We start from the raw sequence: 16588 nt of genomic DNA, 5'->3' as shown, positions 1-16588 counted from the left end.
CTGCTTCAGTTAATGATTATATTAATAAAACCAATTATGCTTTCAAAGAAATATCTGACATTAAGTTTACTGGCTTTGCTTGCTTGCCAGAGTGAGAAAACACGTACTGAAATAGCATCCGCCGACAAAGCACAGACTTGGGTGTCGCTACCCGCACCCACGGGCGAGGTGTCGAAAGTATGGGTGGCGGACCTGGGTGATGGCCGCTACAAAAACCCTATCATCAATGCCGACTACTCCGACCCGGATGTGTGTAGAGTAGGAGATGATTACTTCATGACCTCTTCCAGCTTCAATGTCGTGCCTGGCCTTCAGGTGCTGCACTCCAAGGACCTGGTGAACTGGAAAATCATAGGCTATGCGCTGGACCGCCTGCCCCCGTTCGAACACTTTTCCAGGCCGCAGCACGGTAATGGGGTGTGGGCGCCGGCTATCCGCTACCACAAAGGCGAGTTCTACATCTACTGGGGAGATCCTGACTTCGGCATCTATATGGTGAAGACCAAAAATCCTGCTGGGCAATGGGAGGCACCGGTATTGGTAAAGGAAGGCAAAGGCCTTATCGACTCCTGCCCTTTCTGGGATGAGGACGGACAGGCTTACTTGGTGCACGGCTGGGCCGGTAGCCGGGCCGGCATCAAAAGCGTGCTGACAATAAACCGCATGAACCCGGAAGGCACCAAAGTGCTCGACGAAGGCGTGATGGTCTTCGATGGGCACGATGCCCACCCCACCGTAGAAGGTCCTAAATTTTACAAGCGTAGCGGCTACTACTACATCTTTGCCCCTGCCGGCGGCGTGTCTACAGGCTGGCAACTGGTGCTGCGCTCCAAAAACATCTATGGCCCTTACGAGGAGAAAATCGTACTGGACCAGGGAAAAACTCCCATTAACGGTCCGCACCAGGGCGCCTGGATAGACACACCCGATGGCAAAGAACATTGGTTTATTCATTTCCAGGACGTGGAGGCTTATGGCCGCATTGTGCACCTGCAACCCATGAAGTGGGTGAACGGCTGGCCGGTAATCGGCGAAGACGCTGATGGCGACGGCAAGGGTCAGCCTGTACTGGTGCACAAAAAGCCAAACGTTGGCAAAACTTATCCGGTGGTAACGCCGCAGGATTCGGATGAGTTTGAGGGGCATAGGCTAGGGCTACAGTGGCAGTGGCATGCTAATCCTAAAGCTACTTGGGCATTTGTGAATCCTGCCCAAGAACAAATAAGGCTGTTTACAGAGCAGCTTCCGGAGAACTATAAAAACTTCTGGGACATTCCAAACCTCCTGTTGCAGAAGTTCCCGGCCGAGCAGTTCACTGTCATTACAAAGATGAAGTTCACGCCAAACGAGAAACTAGTAAACGAGCGGGCAGGGTTGATTGTGATGAGCGACAGCTATGCGCACCTTTCGCTGGTGAGCAAAAAAGACGGGCTTTACCTGGCTTACACCAAAGGCGAGAAAGCCGAGAAAGGCATCCCCGACAAAGAGGAGCTGCTGGGCAAGGTGAAGAGCAACGAAATCTACTTTAGAGTGGATGTGGACAAGGGAGCTGTATGCCAGTTTAGCTACAGCGAAGACGGCAGCCAATTCAAGCTGGTAGGCACACCGCTTGCAGCTAAACCAGGCAAATGGATAGGCGCCAAAGTGGGTTTATTTGCCGTGCGACAAGACAAGATAAATGACGCAGGCTATGCCGATTTTGATTGGTTCCGGATAAATCCTCTGCAGGCAAGAAATTTGAATAATTAAGAAAAAGAATTGGTAATTTCTTGTTACTGCTATAAAAGTAGAAAATTACAAGTTTTAAGTTTTTAAAAAATATGATTATGATTAGAAGTGTTATTTGTGCATTTGTATTAATAATGACTGTCCTTGTTGATGCCTCTGCACAGAAAAGTACAAACATGAAGCTTTGGTACAACAAGCCCGCTTCAAATTGGAACGAAGCTCTGCCGCTGGGCAACGGCCGTATAGGCGCCATGGTATTTGGCGAAACGGCCAGGGAGCAGCTCCAGTTAAATGAGGAAACCGTTTGGTCAGGAGAACCGGGCAACAATGTCAATGCCGCCCTCTACAGTGCCTTGCCGGAGATTCGTCAGTTAATCTTCGAAGGCAAACACAAGGAAGCTCAGGCGCTGGCGCTGGAGAAGATTCCAAGAGGTGCACCGGCTCATTTGAATTACGGAATGCAGTACCAGCCTGTGGGCAACATGTTCATCTCCTTCCCTGGTCACGAAGGAGCTACCGCCTATACCCGCGATCTGGACATCGGGAACGCACTGGCTTCGGTCTCTTATAAGGTGGATGGCGTAACGTATAAGCGCGAAATGTTCTCTTCCTTTACGGATGAAGTTATTATTATCAGACTAACCGCAGATAAGCCTAAAAGTATTTCCTGTACCCTCGGAGCCGATAGCCCCCATAAAAGCTATAGCGTAAAAACACAGGATAAACAGCTCGTGCTGGCAGGAATATCGGGCGACAGCGACAACAAAAAAGGAAAAGTAAAATTCCAGGCTCGCATACAACCGATCGTGAAGGGAGGAACGGTAGCAGCCACAGCCGACCAGCTGCAAATAACCGGTGCCGACGAGGCCATCATTTATGTGTCGATGGGCACCAACTTCAAAAACTACAAAGACCTGAGCGGTGATGAAGCTTCCAGGGCAGCCGGTTTTCTGGCTGCTGCTACCAAAAAGAAGTACAGCAAAGCCCGGGAGGAGCATATCAAAGCCTACCGAAAATATTTCGACAGGGTGTCACTTGACTTAGGTAAAACAGATGCAGCAAACAAGCCTACCGATGCACGGGTGGAGCAATTCGCCGGAGGCAACGACCCGCAGCTTGTTTCGCTATACTTCCAGTTTGGGCGCTACCTACTCATTTCCAGCTCCCAGCCGGGTACGCAGCCGGCCAACCTGCAGGGCATCTGGAACGATAGAGTGTCGCCTCCCTGGGACAGCAAGTACACCGTGAATATCAACACCGAAATGAACTACTGGCCGGCCGAGGTAACCAACCTGCCCGAGATGCACGAGCCACTGTTCGCCATGCTCAAAGACCTGGCAGAGACCGGAAAAGAAAGCGCGAAAAGCATGTACGGTGCCCGTGGCTGGAACATGCACCACAACACCGATATCTGGCGCATGACCGGACCCATCGACGGCGCTTTTTACGGACTGTGGCCGATGGGCGGTGCCTGGCTTACGCAGCACCTGTGGCAGCATTACCTGTACACCGGCGATAAAAAGTTCCTGCAGGAGTACTACCCCATCCTGAAAGGTAAAGCCTTGTTCTATGCCGATGTGCTGCAGGAAGAGCCGGTGAATAAATGGCTGGTAGTAACGCCTTCTATGTCGCCTGAAAACGGGCATCAGAGCGGCGTGTCTATTGCCGCTGGCACCACCATGGATAACCAATTAGTGTTTGATGTATTCAGCAACACTATTCGGGCAGCTGAAATACTGGGCACAGACATAGCCTTCGCTGATTCCATGAAAGCCATTCGCGACCGCCTGCCGCCTATGCAAATAGGCCAGCACGGGCAGTTGCAGGAGTGGATGCACGACTGGGACCGCACCAATGATAAACACCGTCATGTTTCGCATCTGTACGGGCTTTACCCGAGCAACCAGGTGTCGCCTTACAGCCATCCACAGCTGTTCAATGCAGCCAAAAACTCCCTCGTTTACCGTGGGGACAAATCTACAGGCTGGTCGATGGGCTGGAAAGTGAACCTATGGGCCAGGCTATTGGACGGAAACCGCGCCTATAAACTTATTGAAGACCAGCTATCGCCAGCCGGTTATGAGGCAACAGGCCAGAGTGGCGGTACTTACCCGAACCTCTTCGATGCGCATCCACCTTTCCAAATAGATGGCAATTTTGGCTGTACCTCCGGTATTGCCGAAATGCTTCTACAGAGCCACGACGGCACGCTGCACCTGCTGCCCGCCCTGCCCGACAGATGGTCCTCCGGTGAGGTAAAAGGTTTGGTTGCACGCGGGGGCTTTGTAGTAGACATGCGCTGGGAGAACGGAAAAGTGAAGCAACTGGCGATACAATCAAAGCTGGGCGGCAACTGCCGGATAAGAGTGGCGGATAACCTGGTAATGCAGGGCAAGGGTAAGCTGCAAAAAGCAGCAGGGGAGAATCCGAATGCATTTTACCAGGTCTCCCATATTAAAGAGCCGCTGATTTCGCCAAAGGCAAACACAGCAAATGTCGAGCTGCCGCAAACGATTTTACTCGATTTGGAAACGCGGAAAGGCAAAACCTATAAGCTGGTAGCAAATTAAGTCACGAATATGCTGTTATGGAAGCAGAGGTTTGACCTGCAGACTTCTGCTTCCGTGATAGAATAATATTCAAAATACAAGCATTTGCGAATCACTAAAATATGATTTTACTTCTTTAATTAACCTTTCAATGCGTATGAAAATGACTAAACCTTTACCGCAGATTTCAATACTGCTATTCCTGTTCCTGATTATTTTTTCAGCGAGGGCTCAGAATCCATTCAATGCCGACATGGTTGTGGCTCTAGATGGCAGTGGCAATTTTACTAAGATACAGGACGCTATCGATGCTGTGCCTTCCAACAGCGACAGGCGCACGGTCATCTACATCAAGCGCGGCCTCTACAATACCGAAAAGCTGATCGTCCCAAGTGATAAGAAGAATGTAACTTTCATCGGGGAAAGCCGTGATGAAACCATTATCAGTTACCACATTTACGATTGTAACAGTCCGGGCTCAGGTAATAAATGCCCGGCTGCCGATGCTGCCAAGTGGACAGGCGAGAATATCCGGACTTCATCAACCATCACCCTGCAGGGCGATGGCTTCCGGGCCGAAAACCTTACCTTCCAGAATACGGCAGGTCCGGTAGGGCAGGCGCTGGCTATTACAGTTAAATCCGACAAGAATGTATTCCTGAATTGTAATTTTCTGGGTTACCAGGATACTATTTACTTATGGGATGCCGGCAAGCGCAGCTATTTTGAGAACTGCCTTGTGCTGGGCCGTACCGACTACATCTATGGCGGAGGCATTGCATGGTTCGAAAACTGCGAAATCCGCAGCTGGGGTGGTGGCTGGATTACAGCTCCCTCCACACCGCGATCCCAACCATATGGCTATGTATTTAACAACAGCCGCTTTACATACGCAACCAATAGCCCCCGTGCTGGAGATGACGGAAATCTTGTAAGAATCGGCCGTCCGTGGCATGAATATCCTAAAGTGGCAATTCTTAATTCTTATATGACGGAAAAAATCCATCCAGAAGGCTGGGGTGATAAGTGGGGGATGGACTATTCCGATACCAGTCCGGACCTGCACCTCTACGAGTACAACAACACCGGGCCAGGTGCTGATATGAGCCAGCGTGCCAACTGGACTGGCCTCCGGGCACTGTCAGAAGCAGAAGCAGCTACCTTTACAATACAGAATGTAATGGGAGGTTCTGACGGATGGGACCCAACCGCAGAGGCACCAGCTGCCCGGAGTTTTAACTGGACCGGCAGCGGCAATACGAAAGGATGGTTAGTAGCCGGAAACTGGAATCCGGGCGAAGTGCCTGCCGTTGGAGAATCTGCAACTGTGAACGGAGAGCATGAAGTCTTGGCGACCGGCAGTTCTTTCCTGGCCGACCTGCACCTGCAGAACGGAGCCAAACTGAACGTGACAGGTAACAGCACCGCTACTTACATCTCCATGGCCGGGGCCGAACTCACTACTGCCGACAATGTAACCCTGGAAGGTAAGATAGCTACCAAAGAAGCGAATAAACTGAATGGAACAGGTACGCTTACCCTAAATGCAGCATTAAGCGGAGTGCACACCTTCACGAAAGAAGGTAGCGGACGCGTAGTGCTGGCTGCTAACAACAGTGACTACTCAGGAAACTGGAGCGTAACGGCCGGCACACTGGAAGTAAACGTAGCCAGTGCCATTGGTAAGGGTGATGTAACAGTAAACAGTGGAGCCACACTTGTTATCGGAAACGGTGGCGCAATGCAGCCTACGGCAGCTCTGAGAGTGGTAACAGGCTCAGAGCTTGTACTCAACGCAGATGTAACGCTAAGTGAGTTTTATATTGATGGTACCATGCAGTCTCTGGGTGAATATTCCGCAACCACCCATGCAGGCTTAATTAGTGGTACCGGTAAGGTAATTGTAGGCCGCCCCAGCAGCTTTGACTTTATAGGTGGAACAAACGGGAACTGGGATAATCCTGCACACTTCTCGCCACAGCTACTGCCTGAGGCAGGTGAAACGGTTATGGTTGCCAGAGAGATAGAGACTACAAACTTTGTTTTCCCTGCTGATATTATGTTGAGCAGCACCGGTAACGTTCGCTTGAGAGGAGCTCACAGAGCAACAGGTGTTATTCGGATGGAGGAGGGCTCCCGGATGAGCTATGCCACCAGTGGCACAGGATTTACGCTGGATGCCCCTATAGAAGTGTTAGGTGATGTCCGTATGGAAATGAACAGTGGCAATAGTGCAGGAAACGCAATGGTATTAATCGGTAACATCAGTGGAAACAGCAAGATTACGGCCCGAAATACCAGAAACGGTACTGAAGTAGCTACACTCATTCTTGGGGGAGACAACAGCAATTTCACCGGCATTTGGGATGTAACCAATGCCCCTGCGCATGCAGATGGTGTGGTTCGTATGGAAGGTACTACTGCCCATGCATTCGGTGCAGGTCTGATAGAGGTAGGCTTAAACAACAAGGTGCTCCTCAGCCACGAGAAAAGTGTAGGCGACCACCTGAAACTTAATACCAGCGGCAACGGCAAAGCAGTGCTAAATACAACAGTTCGTGTAGATGCTTTCACGCTGAATGGTACAGACATGGCACCTGGTACTTACACTGTCACTACACATCCTGCCGTTTTCGAAGGCACTGGTTCTCTTGTCGTTGCTAACGTAACTTCTGTAAAAAAGGACATCGAAAACAAACTAATTGACTACGCTGAAAAGACGCTTTACATTACTGGTTCAAAAACTTTTGTTTCAGTGTATAGCGAAACCGGTGCAGTGATAGTAGGCGAGACAACTTCTAAAACCGTTTCATTTCGTAACCTGAAGCCTGGCCTGTACATCGTTCGATATGCTTCGGATGGTAGGCAGGGTAGTGCTAAAGTACTGGTGAAGTAGTTGGATTTCTCGCAGAAGCCAGTCTATGATATACTGTTACCTGCCTGGTAAAGGCAATTTTCAAAAAAGGTAGCGGAGATATATACCTTAGAGAACATCTTTGAACGTGAAGATGAATAGAATCTAATGCAAAAGAAATTAAAATAGCTGTAAATGCAGCGCTTCAGGTATTATTGACAACAATCACTTGGGTGTAGGACAACGTGCACAATTTTCATCTATACCGGTTCCTATATGTTCATCTGGTAACAGCCTCCAATACAGTAAAATGGCTTTGGAAGGCTATTTTCATTTGAATAATTGCTTCTGAACCAGTAAGGCAAGATTCAATATAATTTAATGTACTTTGTCGTACACCCCAATCACTTTTATTTAAATACAACTGCGTGTTCAGTTTCTATGCAACCATTACATTTGACTTGTTCAAATCCACTGAGTATACATTGAAACAGCAGCTCCCGGAAAAGCCATGAGTAAAAGACCTGCATTATTCTTTTTAATTATTCTGTTTCTGATGATAGCTGGAGGCTCAGCGGCCCAGGCACGACAGGAAAAGCTGGAGCACAAGTTTCCGCAAGCTGCTGCTGCTGTGGTGCCTCTAACTAAAGAGTTTCCGCTGCTTGCCCAGCTGCTCCAGGTGCAGGAGCCGTGGCAAGGAAACCCGTTGTTGCTCAAAGACACCATTTTCCCAAAAGAGCTCAGGCTGGCGCAGGGCACTGAAAAGTACCCGCTCCTTTACACTGCACAGCGGAACGCCACCTGGCCCGGCCTTCCTGTTTTTGGGCAACTGGCCTACGAGGTAGAATATTACGTTTTTGACCTGACCCGGCCCGTCATCAAAATCCACATCGGCAGGCCCTTGCGGTTCGACATGCAGCATGGGCGTGTGGAGGCGCTGGCAGCATCGAAGAAGGGCAAATCAATCTTTCCTTACCTGGATGAATCCATGAAGCAGCCGCTTTTTGAAAACATCTCGCAGGTTGTTAAGGCACTGGCACCTTATGGCGCAAAAGAACTTCCTTTCAACCATCCTAAAATTAAAAAATATTTGCTTCCGGAAGGAATAGTACTTACCGTCAGCGATTACAGCGGCTCAACCAACGGAACTGTTTACATACAGCTCACCCTGGAGCCGGAACAGCCTATCAGAGCCATGCAGGAAAAGCACATACCTGCATTTCCGGGTGCGGAAGGCTATGGCTGCTATACCCCCGGAGGCAGGGGCGGCAAAGTGTTTGTTGTGACCACCTTGGAAGATTACCTCCCCGAAGACAGGCCCGGCCGGGAAGAAGGCTTATACGGGCAGCCAAGCGAATTTGCCAAGACACTGGGGAAAGGTAACTGGATACCCTATGTGGACGCACTGGGGCAACAGCATCCGGAACAGGCGCGACCAAAGCTGCCGGGCTACCCGATGATTCCGAAAGAGAAGCCAATTGCCGGCAGCCTGCGCGAAGCCATAGAAGCAGAGGGACCCCGCATCATCGTGTTTGCCGTTACCGGTACTATCGAACTAAAGGCCCCGCTCACCATCATGCATCCTTACCTGACAGTCGCCGGAAACACAGCGCCGGGTGCCGGCATTCAGCTAAAAAACTGGGGAATAGATGTGCGGGCGCACGATGTGGTGCTGCGGTACCTGCGCATCCGGGTTGGTGAAACTAAAGGGCCCGGAAAACTGCAGCGGGTGCTCGGCGACCAGACACACGGCCTTGACATACGGGCGATGAACGTGGTGGTGGACCATTGCGAAGCAGCCTTTGCCAATGACCAGATTTTTAATATTTACGGAGCAGAAAAGCGTGTGGCTTCGACGGTGCAGTGGTCGTACATTTATGGAGCGCCGCGCAAATCCACGCACGAAAAAGGAAATCACTCTATGTCGGCAGCTGCAAATGGATGGGGTTATATTTCGTTTCATCACAACCTGATAGCACATGGTGAGCGCCGCAACATACGCGCAGAAATGCTCTCGCTCGATTACCGCAACAACATTCTCTACAACTACGGCGGCGCCGGCTACGGAAGTCCCAACGATTATATAAGGCTGAACTACATTGGCAACGTACAGCAGGAAGGGCCGGATTCACAGAGGCTTCGGCCTTGGAAGTGGGGTTTTCAGAGCGAGTCGGTGTACGCGCGGTTTTATGCCATTAATAATAAGATGCCTGCCGACGGTCCATCCGACCTGAAAGTGCTGTCTGAAACCCTGATGTCCGAACCATTTAAAGCCTATCCGGTAACCACCGATACACCGGAGCTGGCTTACCAAAAGGTGTTGCAGTCGGGAGGAGCCAACCTTCCAGTACGCGATATAATCACCCGCTATGTTGCCAAAACTGTATTAGAAGGCATTGGAACCATTCCAGGAAATCCAGCTGATTGGCCGGGTGGTGGCTTTGCCACCTACCCTAAAGCAAAAGCACCTAGAGATTCAGACTGGGATGGAATGCCCGATGAATGGGAACTACAGTATGGCCTTAACCCTCATTCCGCGGCAGATGCCACGCAAGACAAGGATGGGGATGGCTACACGAATATCGAAGAATATATCAATGCAACCACTCCGGTAAAATAAAAGCATCTTTCATTATTTGTATTGTTCAAGAGGCGCCTCTGAATTTAAAAACTATGCCACCATCTATTATTTATAAGAATAGCAAAAACACGTTATATCGACTTCTATTTATGCTCACTGTGGAAAAGTTTAATATAGATCTGATGCTGTGATAAAGAGGTCAACTTGAAAAGTGAATTATGTTAATTTCTGCTAATCCTGATGGAGTTCATATAAATTGTGAAAAAATATACCAACCAATCATGTTTAATTAAAAATCAAAACAGCCGTGGTAACCGTAGCTGGTAGTGGCGTAGCATATGAGAAAGCGGTTGCTCCTATTTTTGCCCGGCAAGGCGCTGTGGTGCATGTGCTGAACCTGAAAGCGCAGCAGGCAGAGCAGACGGTGGCTGAGATACGTGAAGTTGGAGGCGAGGCCCATGTGCAGCAATGTGATGAGATCAAACAGTAACAAGTGGTGGAGCTATTTTAGCAACTGGGCACCTCCATATTTCTGGCACATGATGCAGGACGGCGACAACTCCAATTTCATCTTCCGTATTCCGCTCCTGGTGTCCTATGTGAGTCGTTTCATGACCCTGCTGCCAGGTGATATTGTTTTATACCGGTACACTAGCCGGTGTGGGACAATGCTTCAATCCGCCCGTATACTACAAGCCGGATGATGTGGTAGGACTGGGTATCGATGGTCTGGGCATGTCGAGCCTAAATATGAGAGCCTATCATGCTTTATAAAGATGTGCACCAACATTAAATGAAGAATCAAAGGAAAAGTATTATAATAGTTTAAAACTGATATTTTTATTGGATAAAGTGTAGAGCAAGAGGGTGATGAATGGAATGTGCCTTTGCTTATTCATCATATAATTCGTATATTTATTTCCATAATTTGCAGTTAGGCTGTAGTTAAAGATTGGTGAGTAATTCGGTGAGTAAATAATTACTGTTATAGCAACAAGTTGATTATCAGTTAGAAATTCAGGTGTTTCGAATCCCTCCCTCTCTGCTGATTATCAGATCAAAAACAAGAAAGCCTGCAAATCATATGATTGCAGGCTTTCTTGTTTTAAAAGTCTACCAAACAGGAGTGGTTCCTGTTTATCTGAAAATTACAGTTGCCGGAAAGCGCGCCGAGGTGGCAACTGGAGGAGAATGAGAGCCATCCAGGTGGAATATCGTGAGGACGTTTAGAAAGGATTTGTTTCCGGCTTATAAAAGCTAGTAGCTAGTCCACGTCAGAGTAGCTACTGGCTTTTTATTATTGTTGATTTGAGTTGCTATGATCCTACGTACTGATGAGGTAGGGAATGAAAATAATGAACCGCCTTCATGAAACACTTAACTCTTTCGCTTTCTTCCAGTTTTTGTACAGGACAGGTCGTTTCACACTGGTTTCACCGTTTGAAGGTTCTCCGGAAAAGTGGCAATATTTTTCAGCGTAATTTTCATCACTGTATTTACTCCAACTCTGGTAGGCCTGGTAAGATAAAGGGCGCTCAGGATTGAAGGCTATTTTAATGCCGGTTCTGATACAGTAACCCGGTTCAAATGGCTTTTCAGTAGTGGGTTTCTTTTCGTTATATGTAAAACCAGCTGATTTTTCTACCACTTCGCGGCTTGGCCTCTCAGTTTGTTCCTTAGCATCAAGCTCTACCTTAAAATCTTCCATTTTCTGTGTGCCTTTGGCAAGTGGCTTTCCGCTGTACATCTCTTCAGTTCTGTCGAGTAGTACTTTGGAACCCATGTAGCTTTTACTTAGTCCCAAAAACCCTTTCTCGAAGATTGGCCTTTTCACATATACTACTTCATGTTTATTAGCTATATCCACGCAGGTCTCCCATACGTTGTCATCGGAGCTATTGGACAAGGAAAGTAGTTTGTATTCATAGAGAATTCCAAACTCAATGTTGTTCACGAAGGAGTAATCGTATAAGTTGATGGATGTGACCACCCCCATTAGGTCATTTGCATAATATTTAGCATGCAGGTTGGGCACGTAAACGATGGTGACGTTAGGGAACTGAAGGAAGAACTGCAGGTCCGTCTTGTTGAAGCTTTTATCTACACGACCTTCGTTTTTACCGAATATCAACGTGATGTGGAGCTTTGGCTTTTGAAGGTGTTCTACAAACAACTTTCTAAAGTGATCATCTAATTTAATATAAGGCGACACAATCATCAAACTCTCATTCGCTTCCCAGATAATTTTGTCTACAGCTACTTCTAGCTCCTTTCCGGTAATAAATTTTGACATTATATAAAAATGGTTGGTTTTACAACTTGTATATTAGGCCACCCCAAACTCCCAGTCCTTGTACCGCTCCTCCGCCTGCTCCATCACCTCCTCCAATATCTCCTGCAGCTCAGCTTTTACTTTAAACCGGAGCACCTGCTTTACCGCTAGCATCAGCTGGGCTTTGGTGTCGTCTTTTTTGTACCAGTCGGGTTGGGTGGCACTTTTCTTGACCACGGCCAGGATCTTGCGCACCAGTTCTTTTATCAGCTCGAAATCCTGCACGGCGTTGGGGTGTTTGGCCAGGATCTCATAAAAGGCTTCTTCCTCTTCGGTGAGGCCGAGCTGCTGGCGGCGCAGGTCTTCGTCCTGCATTTCGCGGGCTGTTTCGCGTATTTTCTCCATGGCCACCAGGCTGTCGAAGAAGTGGTTGTGGTAGTCCTGTATTATTTTCTCTACCGCCTCCTTTAGCTTCCGGTACTTCACCAGGTTGCTGCTGGCGCGGAGCTTTATCTCGTTGTTCATGATCTGACGCAGGAGCTCCAGCTTCAGTTCGTTGCCGGTCTTTTGCTCTTTGGCGGTGGCCAGGAAATCGTCGTTGATGATGGAGATGTCGAAGCGCTCGATGCCGGCCATCTGAAACACGTCTACCACTTCCTCGCTTTCGATGCTGCGGTGAATAAGCTCCTTTATCTGATTGGCTGATTTTTTGATGTGCTGCTGCGGGTTCTTGAGCTTGCGCAGGGCAGCGCCCACGTGCTGCAGGTAAATAATATCAGCCGCCAGCTCTTGTATGTTGTCGTGGCTCTTGATGATGGGGGCGAGGCCGCTGAGCTTCTTTTCGTTCAGCATGAAGCACTTGCACAGTTCATCATCGGCAATCAGATGGTTAACGGCGTGCTGCACCAGTTTAAGTGGTTCACCTTTTGGTAGAGCCGAAAAATACGGAATAGCCTCCAGCAAAGAAGCGAAAACCGAAAGTCCCCCTTTGAAGGGGGTAGGGGGATGTTTACGCGTGCTGAAAAAATCATTATTTGTTTCTTCCGGATTACATTGTGTAGTGCCGTAGCCGGTTGGCTCTTCAGCGGCCATGGTCATCCCCCTGCCCCCTTCAAAGGGGGACTTTTTCGCAGCACCGTTACCAGTGCCAACAGCAGCCGTTGAGATGGTAACCGGACCAGTTGGCAACTGCTCCCTTAGCTGCTGTATCACTTCTTTTGCCAGCTCAAAGGCTTCTTCTATGTCGAAGGCTACTTTGCCTGCGCCGCCTGCGGAGGTGTATTTTTTGGTGGCGTCGCGAAGTTTGTCGCCAATGCCGATGTAGTCTACGATCAGGCCGCTGGGCTTGTCGCGGAAAACGGTGGCGACGCGGTTGACGGCCTGGATCAGGTTGTGGCCGCTCATTACTTTGTCGACGTAGAGCGTGTGCAGGGCGGGGTTGTCGAAGCCGGTGAGCCACATGTCGCGCACAATAACCATCTTCAGCGGGTCGTCCGGATCTTTGAAGCGGGTTTTGATGCCCTCCATTCCCTCTTTGCTGCGCACGTGCGGGTTCCAGGCCTCCGGGTCTTTGGCGATGTTGGTGGTCATGATCACGGCTACTTCGGGGCAGCCTTCCAGGGCGGTCAAGGCATCGTATAGCTTTACGCAGTTGCGGCGGCTCATGCACACGATCATGGCTTTGCCCTCCAGGCTTTTGGTGCGGTACAGGTAGTGCTGCAGAATGTCTTTGGCAACCACTTCCACGCGCTCTTTGGCACCGGCGGCGTCTTCCATGGCGGCCCAGAGTATTCTGTTTTTGTCTTTGTCGTCCAGGTCGCCGGTTATTTCTTCGGCTTCTTCGTCGAGGAGGGCGTTGGCGAGGTGCAGCTTGGCGAGGCGCGGCTCGTAATAGATCGGCACCACGGCTTTGTCTTCGGTGGCCTGGCGGATGTCGTAGGTGTGGATGATGTCGCCGAACACGGCTACGGTGTCGGCGTCTTTGCTGTCGACGGGGGTGCCGGTGAAGCCGATGAAGGAGGCCTGCGGCAGGGCGCGGCGCAGGTTGTTGGCAAAGCCCTGCACCAGGCCGTACTGCGTGCGGTGGCACTCGTCAGCTATCACGATGATGTTGTCGCGGGCGCTGAGGACGGGGTGCTCCAGCTCGCGGCCGGTGGCGGTGTCTTTGAGGTTGAACTTCTGCACGGTGCTGAACACCACGCCGCCGCCTTCGCCGCTAAGCAGGCTGCGCAGCTCGTCGGTGGTGTTGGCGATCTGCACGTCGCCTACCAGGTCTTTGGCGGCCACAAAATCGTCGAAGAGCTGGCGGTTGAGGTCGAAGCGGTCTACCTGCACCACAATGGTCGGGTTCTTCAGCTCGGGCAGCTGGCGCAGTGTCAGCTTCCCCTCCTTAGAACTGCTCTGGAGTAGAGAGAATCAATTTTTCCAATCAATCAATAAATTAGTTACTACTACTTTTACTATGGGTGTTAATTGTGGTTAACTCGGTAGAGTTATCCACTGTTAACGCCCCGCCTTTAGCCTTGGCATATTGGACTGGGCTAAGCCCCTGCAGGCTGTCATGAGGCCTGAAGCAGTTATAATCTTCCATCCAGGTGCTCGTGATTTCCCGTACCTCATTCAAGGAATCAAAGAGGTAAACATCCAGCACATGCCTCCTGTAAGTGCCGTTGAGCCGCTCCACAAACGCGTTCTGCGTCGGCTTGCCAGGCTGTATGTAAACAAACTCGATTCCGTTCATCTTGCTCCATTCCTCCATGAGGGAGGCAATGAATTCAGGGCCGTTATCCATCCTGATGCGCTCGGGCTTTTCTCTGCGCTTTATCAGATGGTTTAGTACCCACACCACCCTGTTGCTCTTCAGGGAATAATCTATCTCAACATGCAGCGCTTCCCTGTTGAAGTCGTCCATCACATTGAAAGAACGGAACTTCCTGCCATTCATCAGAGCGTCACTCATAAAGTCTATGGACCAGGTATGGTTCAGCTCTGAAGGCACTTGCAATGGCTCCTTCACTCGCTGAGGAAGCCTTTTCTTCACTTTTCTCCTGATGTTCAGCCCCATAGCTGTGTAGACCCTGTAGACCTTCTTGTGATTCCATGGGCTGCCTTCGTTGCGTAGGCGCCTGAATGCTTTCCAGAACCCCTCCCTTGGATGTTCTTCTGCCTTTTTGCGCAAGGCATCTATCACGGGCCTGTCATCCTTCTGGGACTGGTGGTAATATACAGATTTGCTCAGGTTCAATACCCTGCACGCCCTGCTGATGCTTACCTTCTTCTCCTTTACAACTTCCTTTGCTATCTGTCTTTTCTGGCAGGGCTTTAAAGCTTTTTTTCGATAATCTCCCTGGCCACCTTCAGGTCGAGGGCCTGTTCGGCATACATCTGCTTGAGCCTGCGATTCTCCTCCTCCAGTTCCTTTAGCCGTTTTAGCTCGGTGGCATCCATGCCATTGTAGCGCTGGCGCCACTTGTAGAAGGCCGCTTGGCTTACGCCATGCTCTCGGCTAATTTCAGCAGCACTTTTCCCTTCCTCAAACTCCTTGAGAAGCTTAGCGATTTGCTGGGGGGTAAATGTCTTCCTTTTCATATCTAACAGTTTAAAGTTAACTACTTTTCCTCTACTTTTAAACCGTTCTATTTAAAGGGAAGCTGACACTATGACTATATCACCAATTTCAAGCCTATACTTCTCAAAATCTTTCGGAGTGATTATGCAATAAGGGACAGTTTCCCAATCGACATGATCATTTTGTATATCCGTAATTCGTAAGAACTTAGGACCAATTTTTTCCTGCTTTGCACTTTCTGTGTAGCCGTAGGAAATATCAGTACTAATTTCTCCAAGCTTACATGTTTTCCAATTTGTCATATTAACTCCCTATCTCAACCAACTCCTGATAATGCTCCGGTTCTACTTCTTTAATCAAATCAACTATATCCCTAATTACATTATGGCCTTCAGAAAACAAATTGTCAGGAATACTTTCATGTGTCTCTATTCTGTCGCTATGACTAAATTTTTGTACGAACCAGTAGATTCTTTCCTTCTTATCAGTATCAAAGCTAGTCTTGTTAATCAAAGCTCTTAAATCTTTAGTCTTAGGATACTTGAAAGTAAGAATACTTTCTAAAACTCTACGGCCCGCATTTGCCAGCATATAGCTGGTTTCAAAATCTATAACAGGTTTATCATAATGCTTTACAATCTGAGAAAATAGAAAATGGTATTCAGAATGAAAATCAACTATAGATTTGTTGGCTTCAGTTATTGTAGAGATTCTATTTGAATCTATAAAAAATGAATCAATTACATAAAAAGAAGATTCTCTGCGTCTACCATCTTTAGTCATCCAATCTCTAACTAGCTTAAAAAACCAAAAGTTATGAGTTGTAATGAAGAGTTGTTTACAGCTATGACATTTCTTAACTAGAAAGACAAATGCATTAAATAGATGGTTGGTGTCAAAACTTGAAATAGGATCATCAATCCATAGAATACTTTCATCGAGCTTATTTCCTTTTTCTTTAAGTGTTGTTATAAAATAAATGAAAGCAATTGCGGTTTTTTCACCTTCACTTAAATCTTGAGCCATTTCAGTATTA

General features: G+C 48.6%; 10 protein-coding genes. 6 read left to right on the top strand and 4 right to left on the bottom strand.

All coding sequences use genetic code 11. The annotated features are described in order from the left end of the window. Nucleotides 1-36: 36 nt before the first annotated feature. The 6 genes from FJM74_RS16410 (at nucleotide 37) to FJM74_RS22760 (ending at nucleotide 10416) form a co-directional block, all read left to right on the top strand. Nucleotides 37-1749, top strand: coding sequence for a glycoside hydrolase family 43 protein (locus FJM74_RS16410; RefSeq protein ID WP_187263727.1), 1713 nt, complete (start codon nucleotides 37-39; stop codon nucleotides 1747-1749). Nucleotides 1750-1904: 155 nt separating this feature from the next. After that, nucleotides 1905-4298: a glycoside hydrolase family 95 protein gene (locus FJM74_RS16405; RefSeq protein WP_241739207.1), complete on the top strand. Its 2394-nt coding sequence runs from the start codon at nucleotides 1905-1907 to the stop codon at nucleotides 4296-4298. 142 nt (nucleotides 4299-4440) lie between these two features. Next, nucleotides 4441-7173 carry a pectinesterase family protein gene (locus tag FJM74_RS16400; RefSeq protein WP_187263725.1) on the top strand — a complete coding sequence of 911 codons (2733 nt, stop codon included), beginning with the start codon at nucleotides 4441-4443 and terminating at the stop codon, nucleotides 7171-7173. Nucleotides 7174-7642: 469 nt separating this feature from the next. Beyond that, nucleotides 7643-9751 carry a hypothetical protein gene (locus FJM74_RS16395; protein ID WP_187263724.1) on the top strand — a complete coding sequence of 703 codons (2109 nt, stop codon included), beginning with the start codon at nucleotides 7643-7645 and terminating at the stop codon, nucleotides 9749-9751. Between the two features lie 268 nt (nucleotides 9752-10019). Beyond that, nucleotides 10020-10202 (top strand): hypothetical protein, encoded by a 183-nt coding sequence (locus tag FJM74_RS16390; RefSeq protein WP_187263723.1) that lies wholly within the window; start codon nucleotides 10020-10022, stop codon nucleotides 10200-10202. Beyond that, entirely contained in the window at nucleotides 10171-10416 is a 246-nt protein-coding gene (locus tag FJM74_RS22760) for a fumarylacetoacetate hydrolase family protein (protein WP_394353900.1), read from the top strand. Before FJM74_RS16390 ends, FJM74_RS22760 begins: the two co-directional genes overlap by 32 nt. A 662-nt stretch (nucleotides 10417-11078) precedes the next feature. Here the strand turns inward: FJM74_RS22760 and FJM74_RS16385 are convergent. From FJM74_RS16385 to FJM74_RS16370, 4 genes are all read right to left on the bottom strand, one after another. Further along, complete coding sequence (locus tag FJM74_RS16385) at nucleotides 11079-12005, bottom strand: phospholipase D-like domain-containing protein (RefSeq protein WP_187263722.1); 927 nt, start codon at nucleotides 12003-12005, stop codon at nucleotides 11079-11081. A gap of 33 nt (nucleotides 12006-12038) precedes the next feature. Further along, a complete protein-coding gene (locus tag FJM74_RS16380) occupies nucleotides 12039-14348 on the bottom strand; it encodes a type I restriction endonuclease subunit R (protein ID WP_262890445.1) in 2310 nt (769 codons plus the stop codon). Between the two features lie 76 nt (nucleotides 14349-14424). Beyond that, a protein-coding gene (locus FJM74_RS16375) for an IS3 family transposase (RefSeq protein WP_241739206.1) occupies nucleotides 14425-15572 on the bottom strand; the annotation gives its coding sequence in 2 pieces (ribosomal slippage) (nucleotides 14425-15311 and nucleotides 15311-15572; 1149 coding nt in all). A gap of 283 nt (nucleotides 15573-15855) precedes the next feature. Then, nucleotides 15856-16588: AAA family ATPase (locus tag FJM74_RS16370; RefSeq protein WP_187263721.1), on the bottom strand; the 733-nt coding region annotated here is incomplete at its 5' end.

It is taken from the genome of Pontibacter beigongshangensis, from assembly GCF_014332515.1.
Lineage (GTDB): Bacteria > Bacteroidota > Bacteroidia > Cytophagales > Hymenobacteraceae > Pontibacter > Pontibacter beigongshangensis.
The sequence above is the reverse complement of the archived record's forward strand: the minus strand, read 5'-3'. Positions and strand labels throughout refer to the sequence as shown.

Coding starts and splice junctions, on each gene's coding strand:
- FJM74_RS16410 (WP_187263727.1), top strand. CDS start 37: ATGCTTTCAAAGAAATATCTGACATTAAGTTTACTGGCTTTGCTTGCT.
- FJM74_RS16385 (WP_187263722.1), bottom strand. CDS start 12,005: ATGTCAAAATTTATTACCGGAAAGGAGCTAGAAGTAGCTGTAGACAAA.
- FJM74_RS22760 (WP_394353900.1), top strand. CDS start 10,171: ATGTGCAGCAATGTGATGAGATCAAACAGTAACAAGTGGTGGAGCTAT.
- FJM74_RS16405 (WP_241739207.1), top strand. CDS start 1,905: ATGAAGCTTTGGTACAACAAGCCCGCTTCAAATTGGAACGAAGCTCTG.
- FJM74_RS16395 (WP_187263724.1), top strand. CDS start 7,643: ATGAGTAAAAGACCTGCATTATTCTTTTTAATTATTCTGTTTCTGATG.
- FJM74_RS16400 (WP_187263725.1), top strand. CDS start 4,441: ATGACTAAACCTTTACCGCAGATTTCAATACTGCTATTCCTGTTCCTG.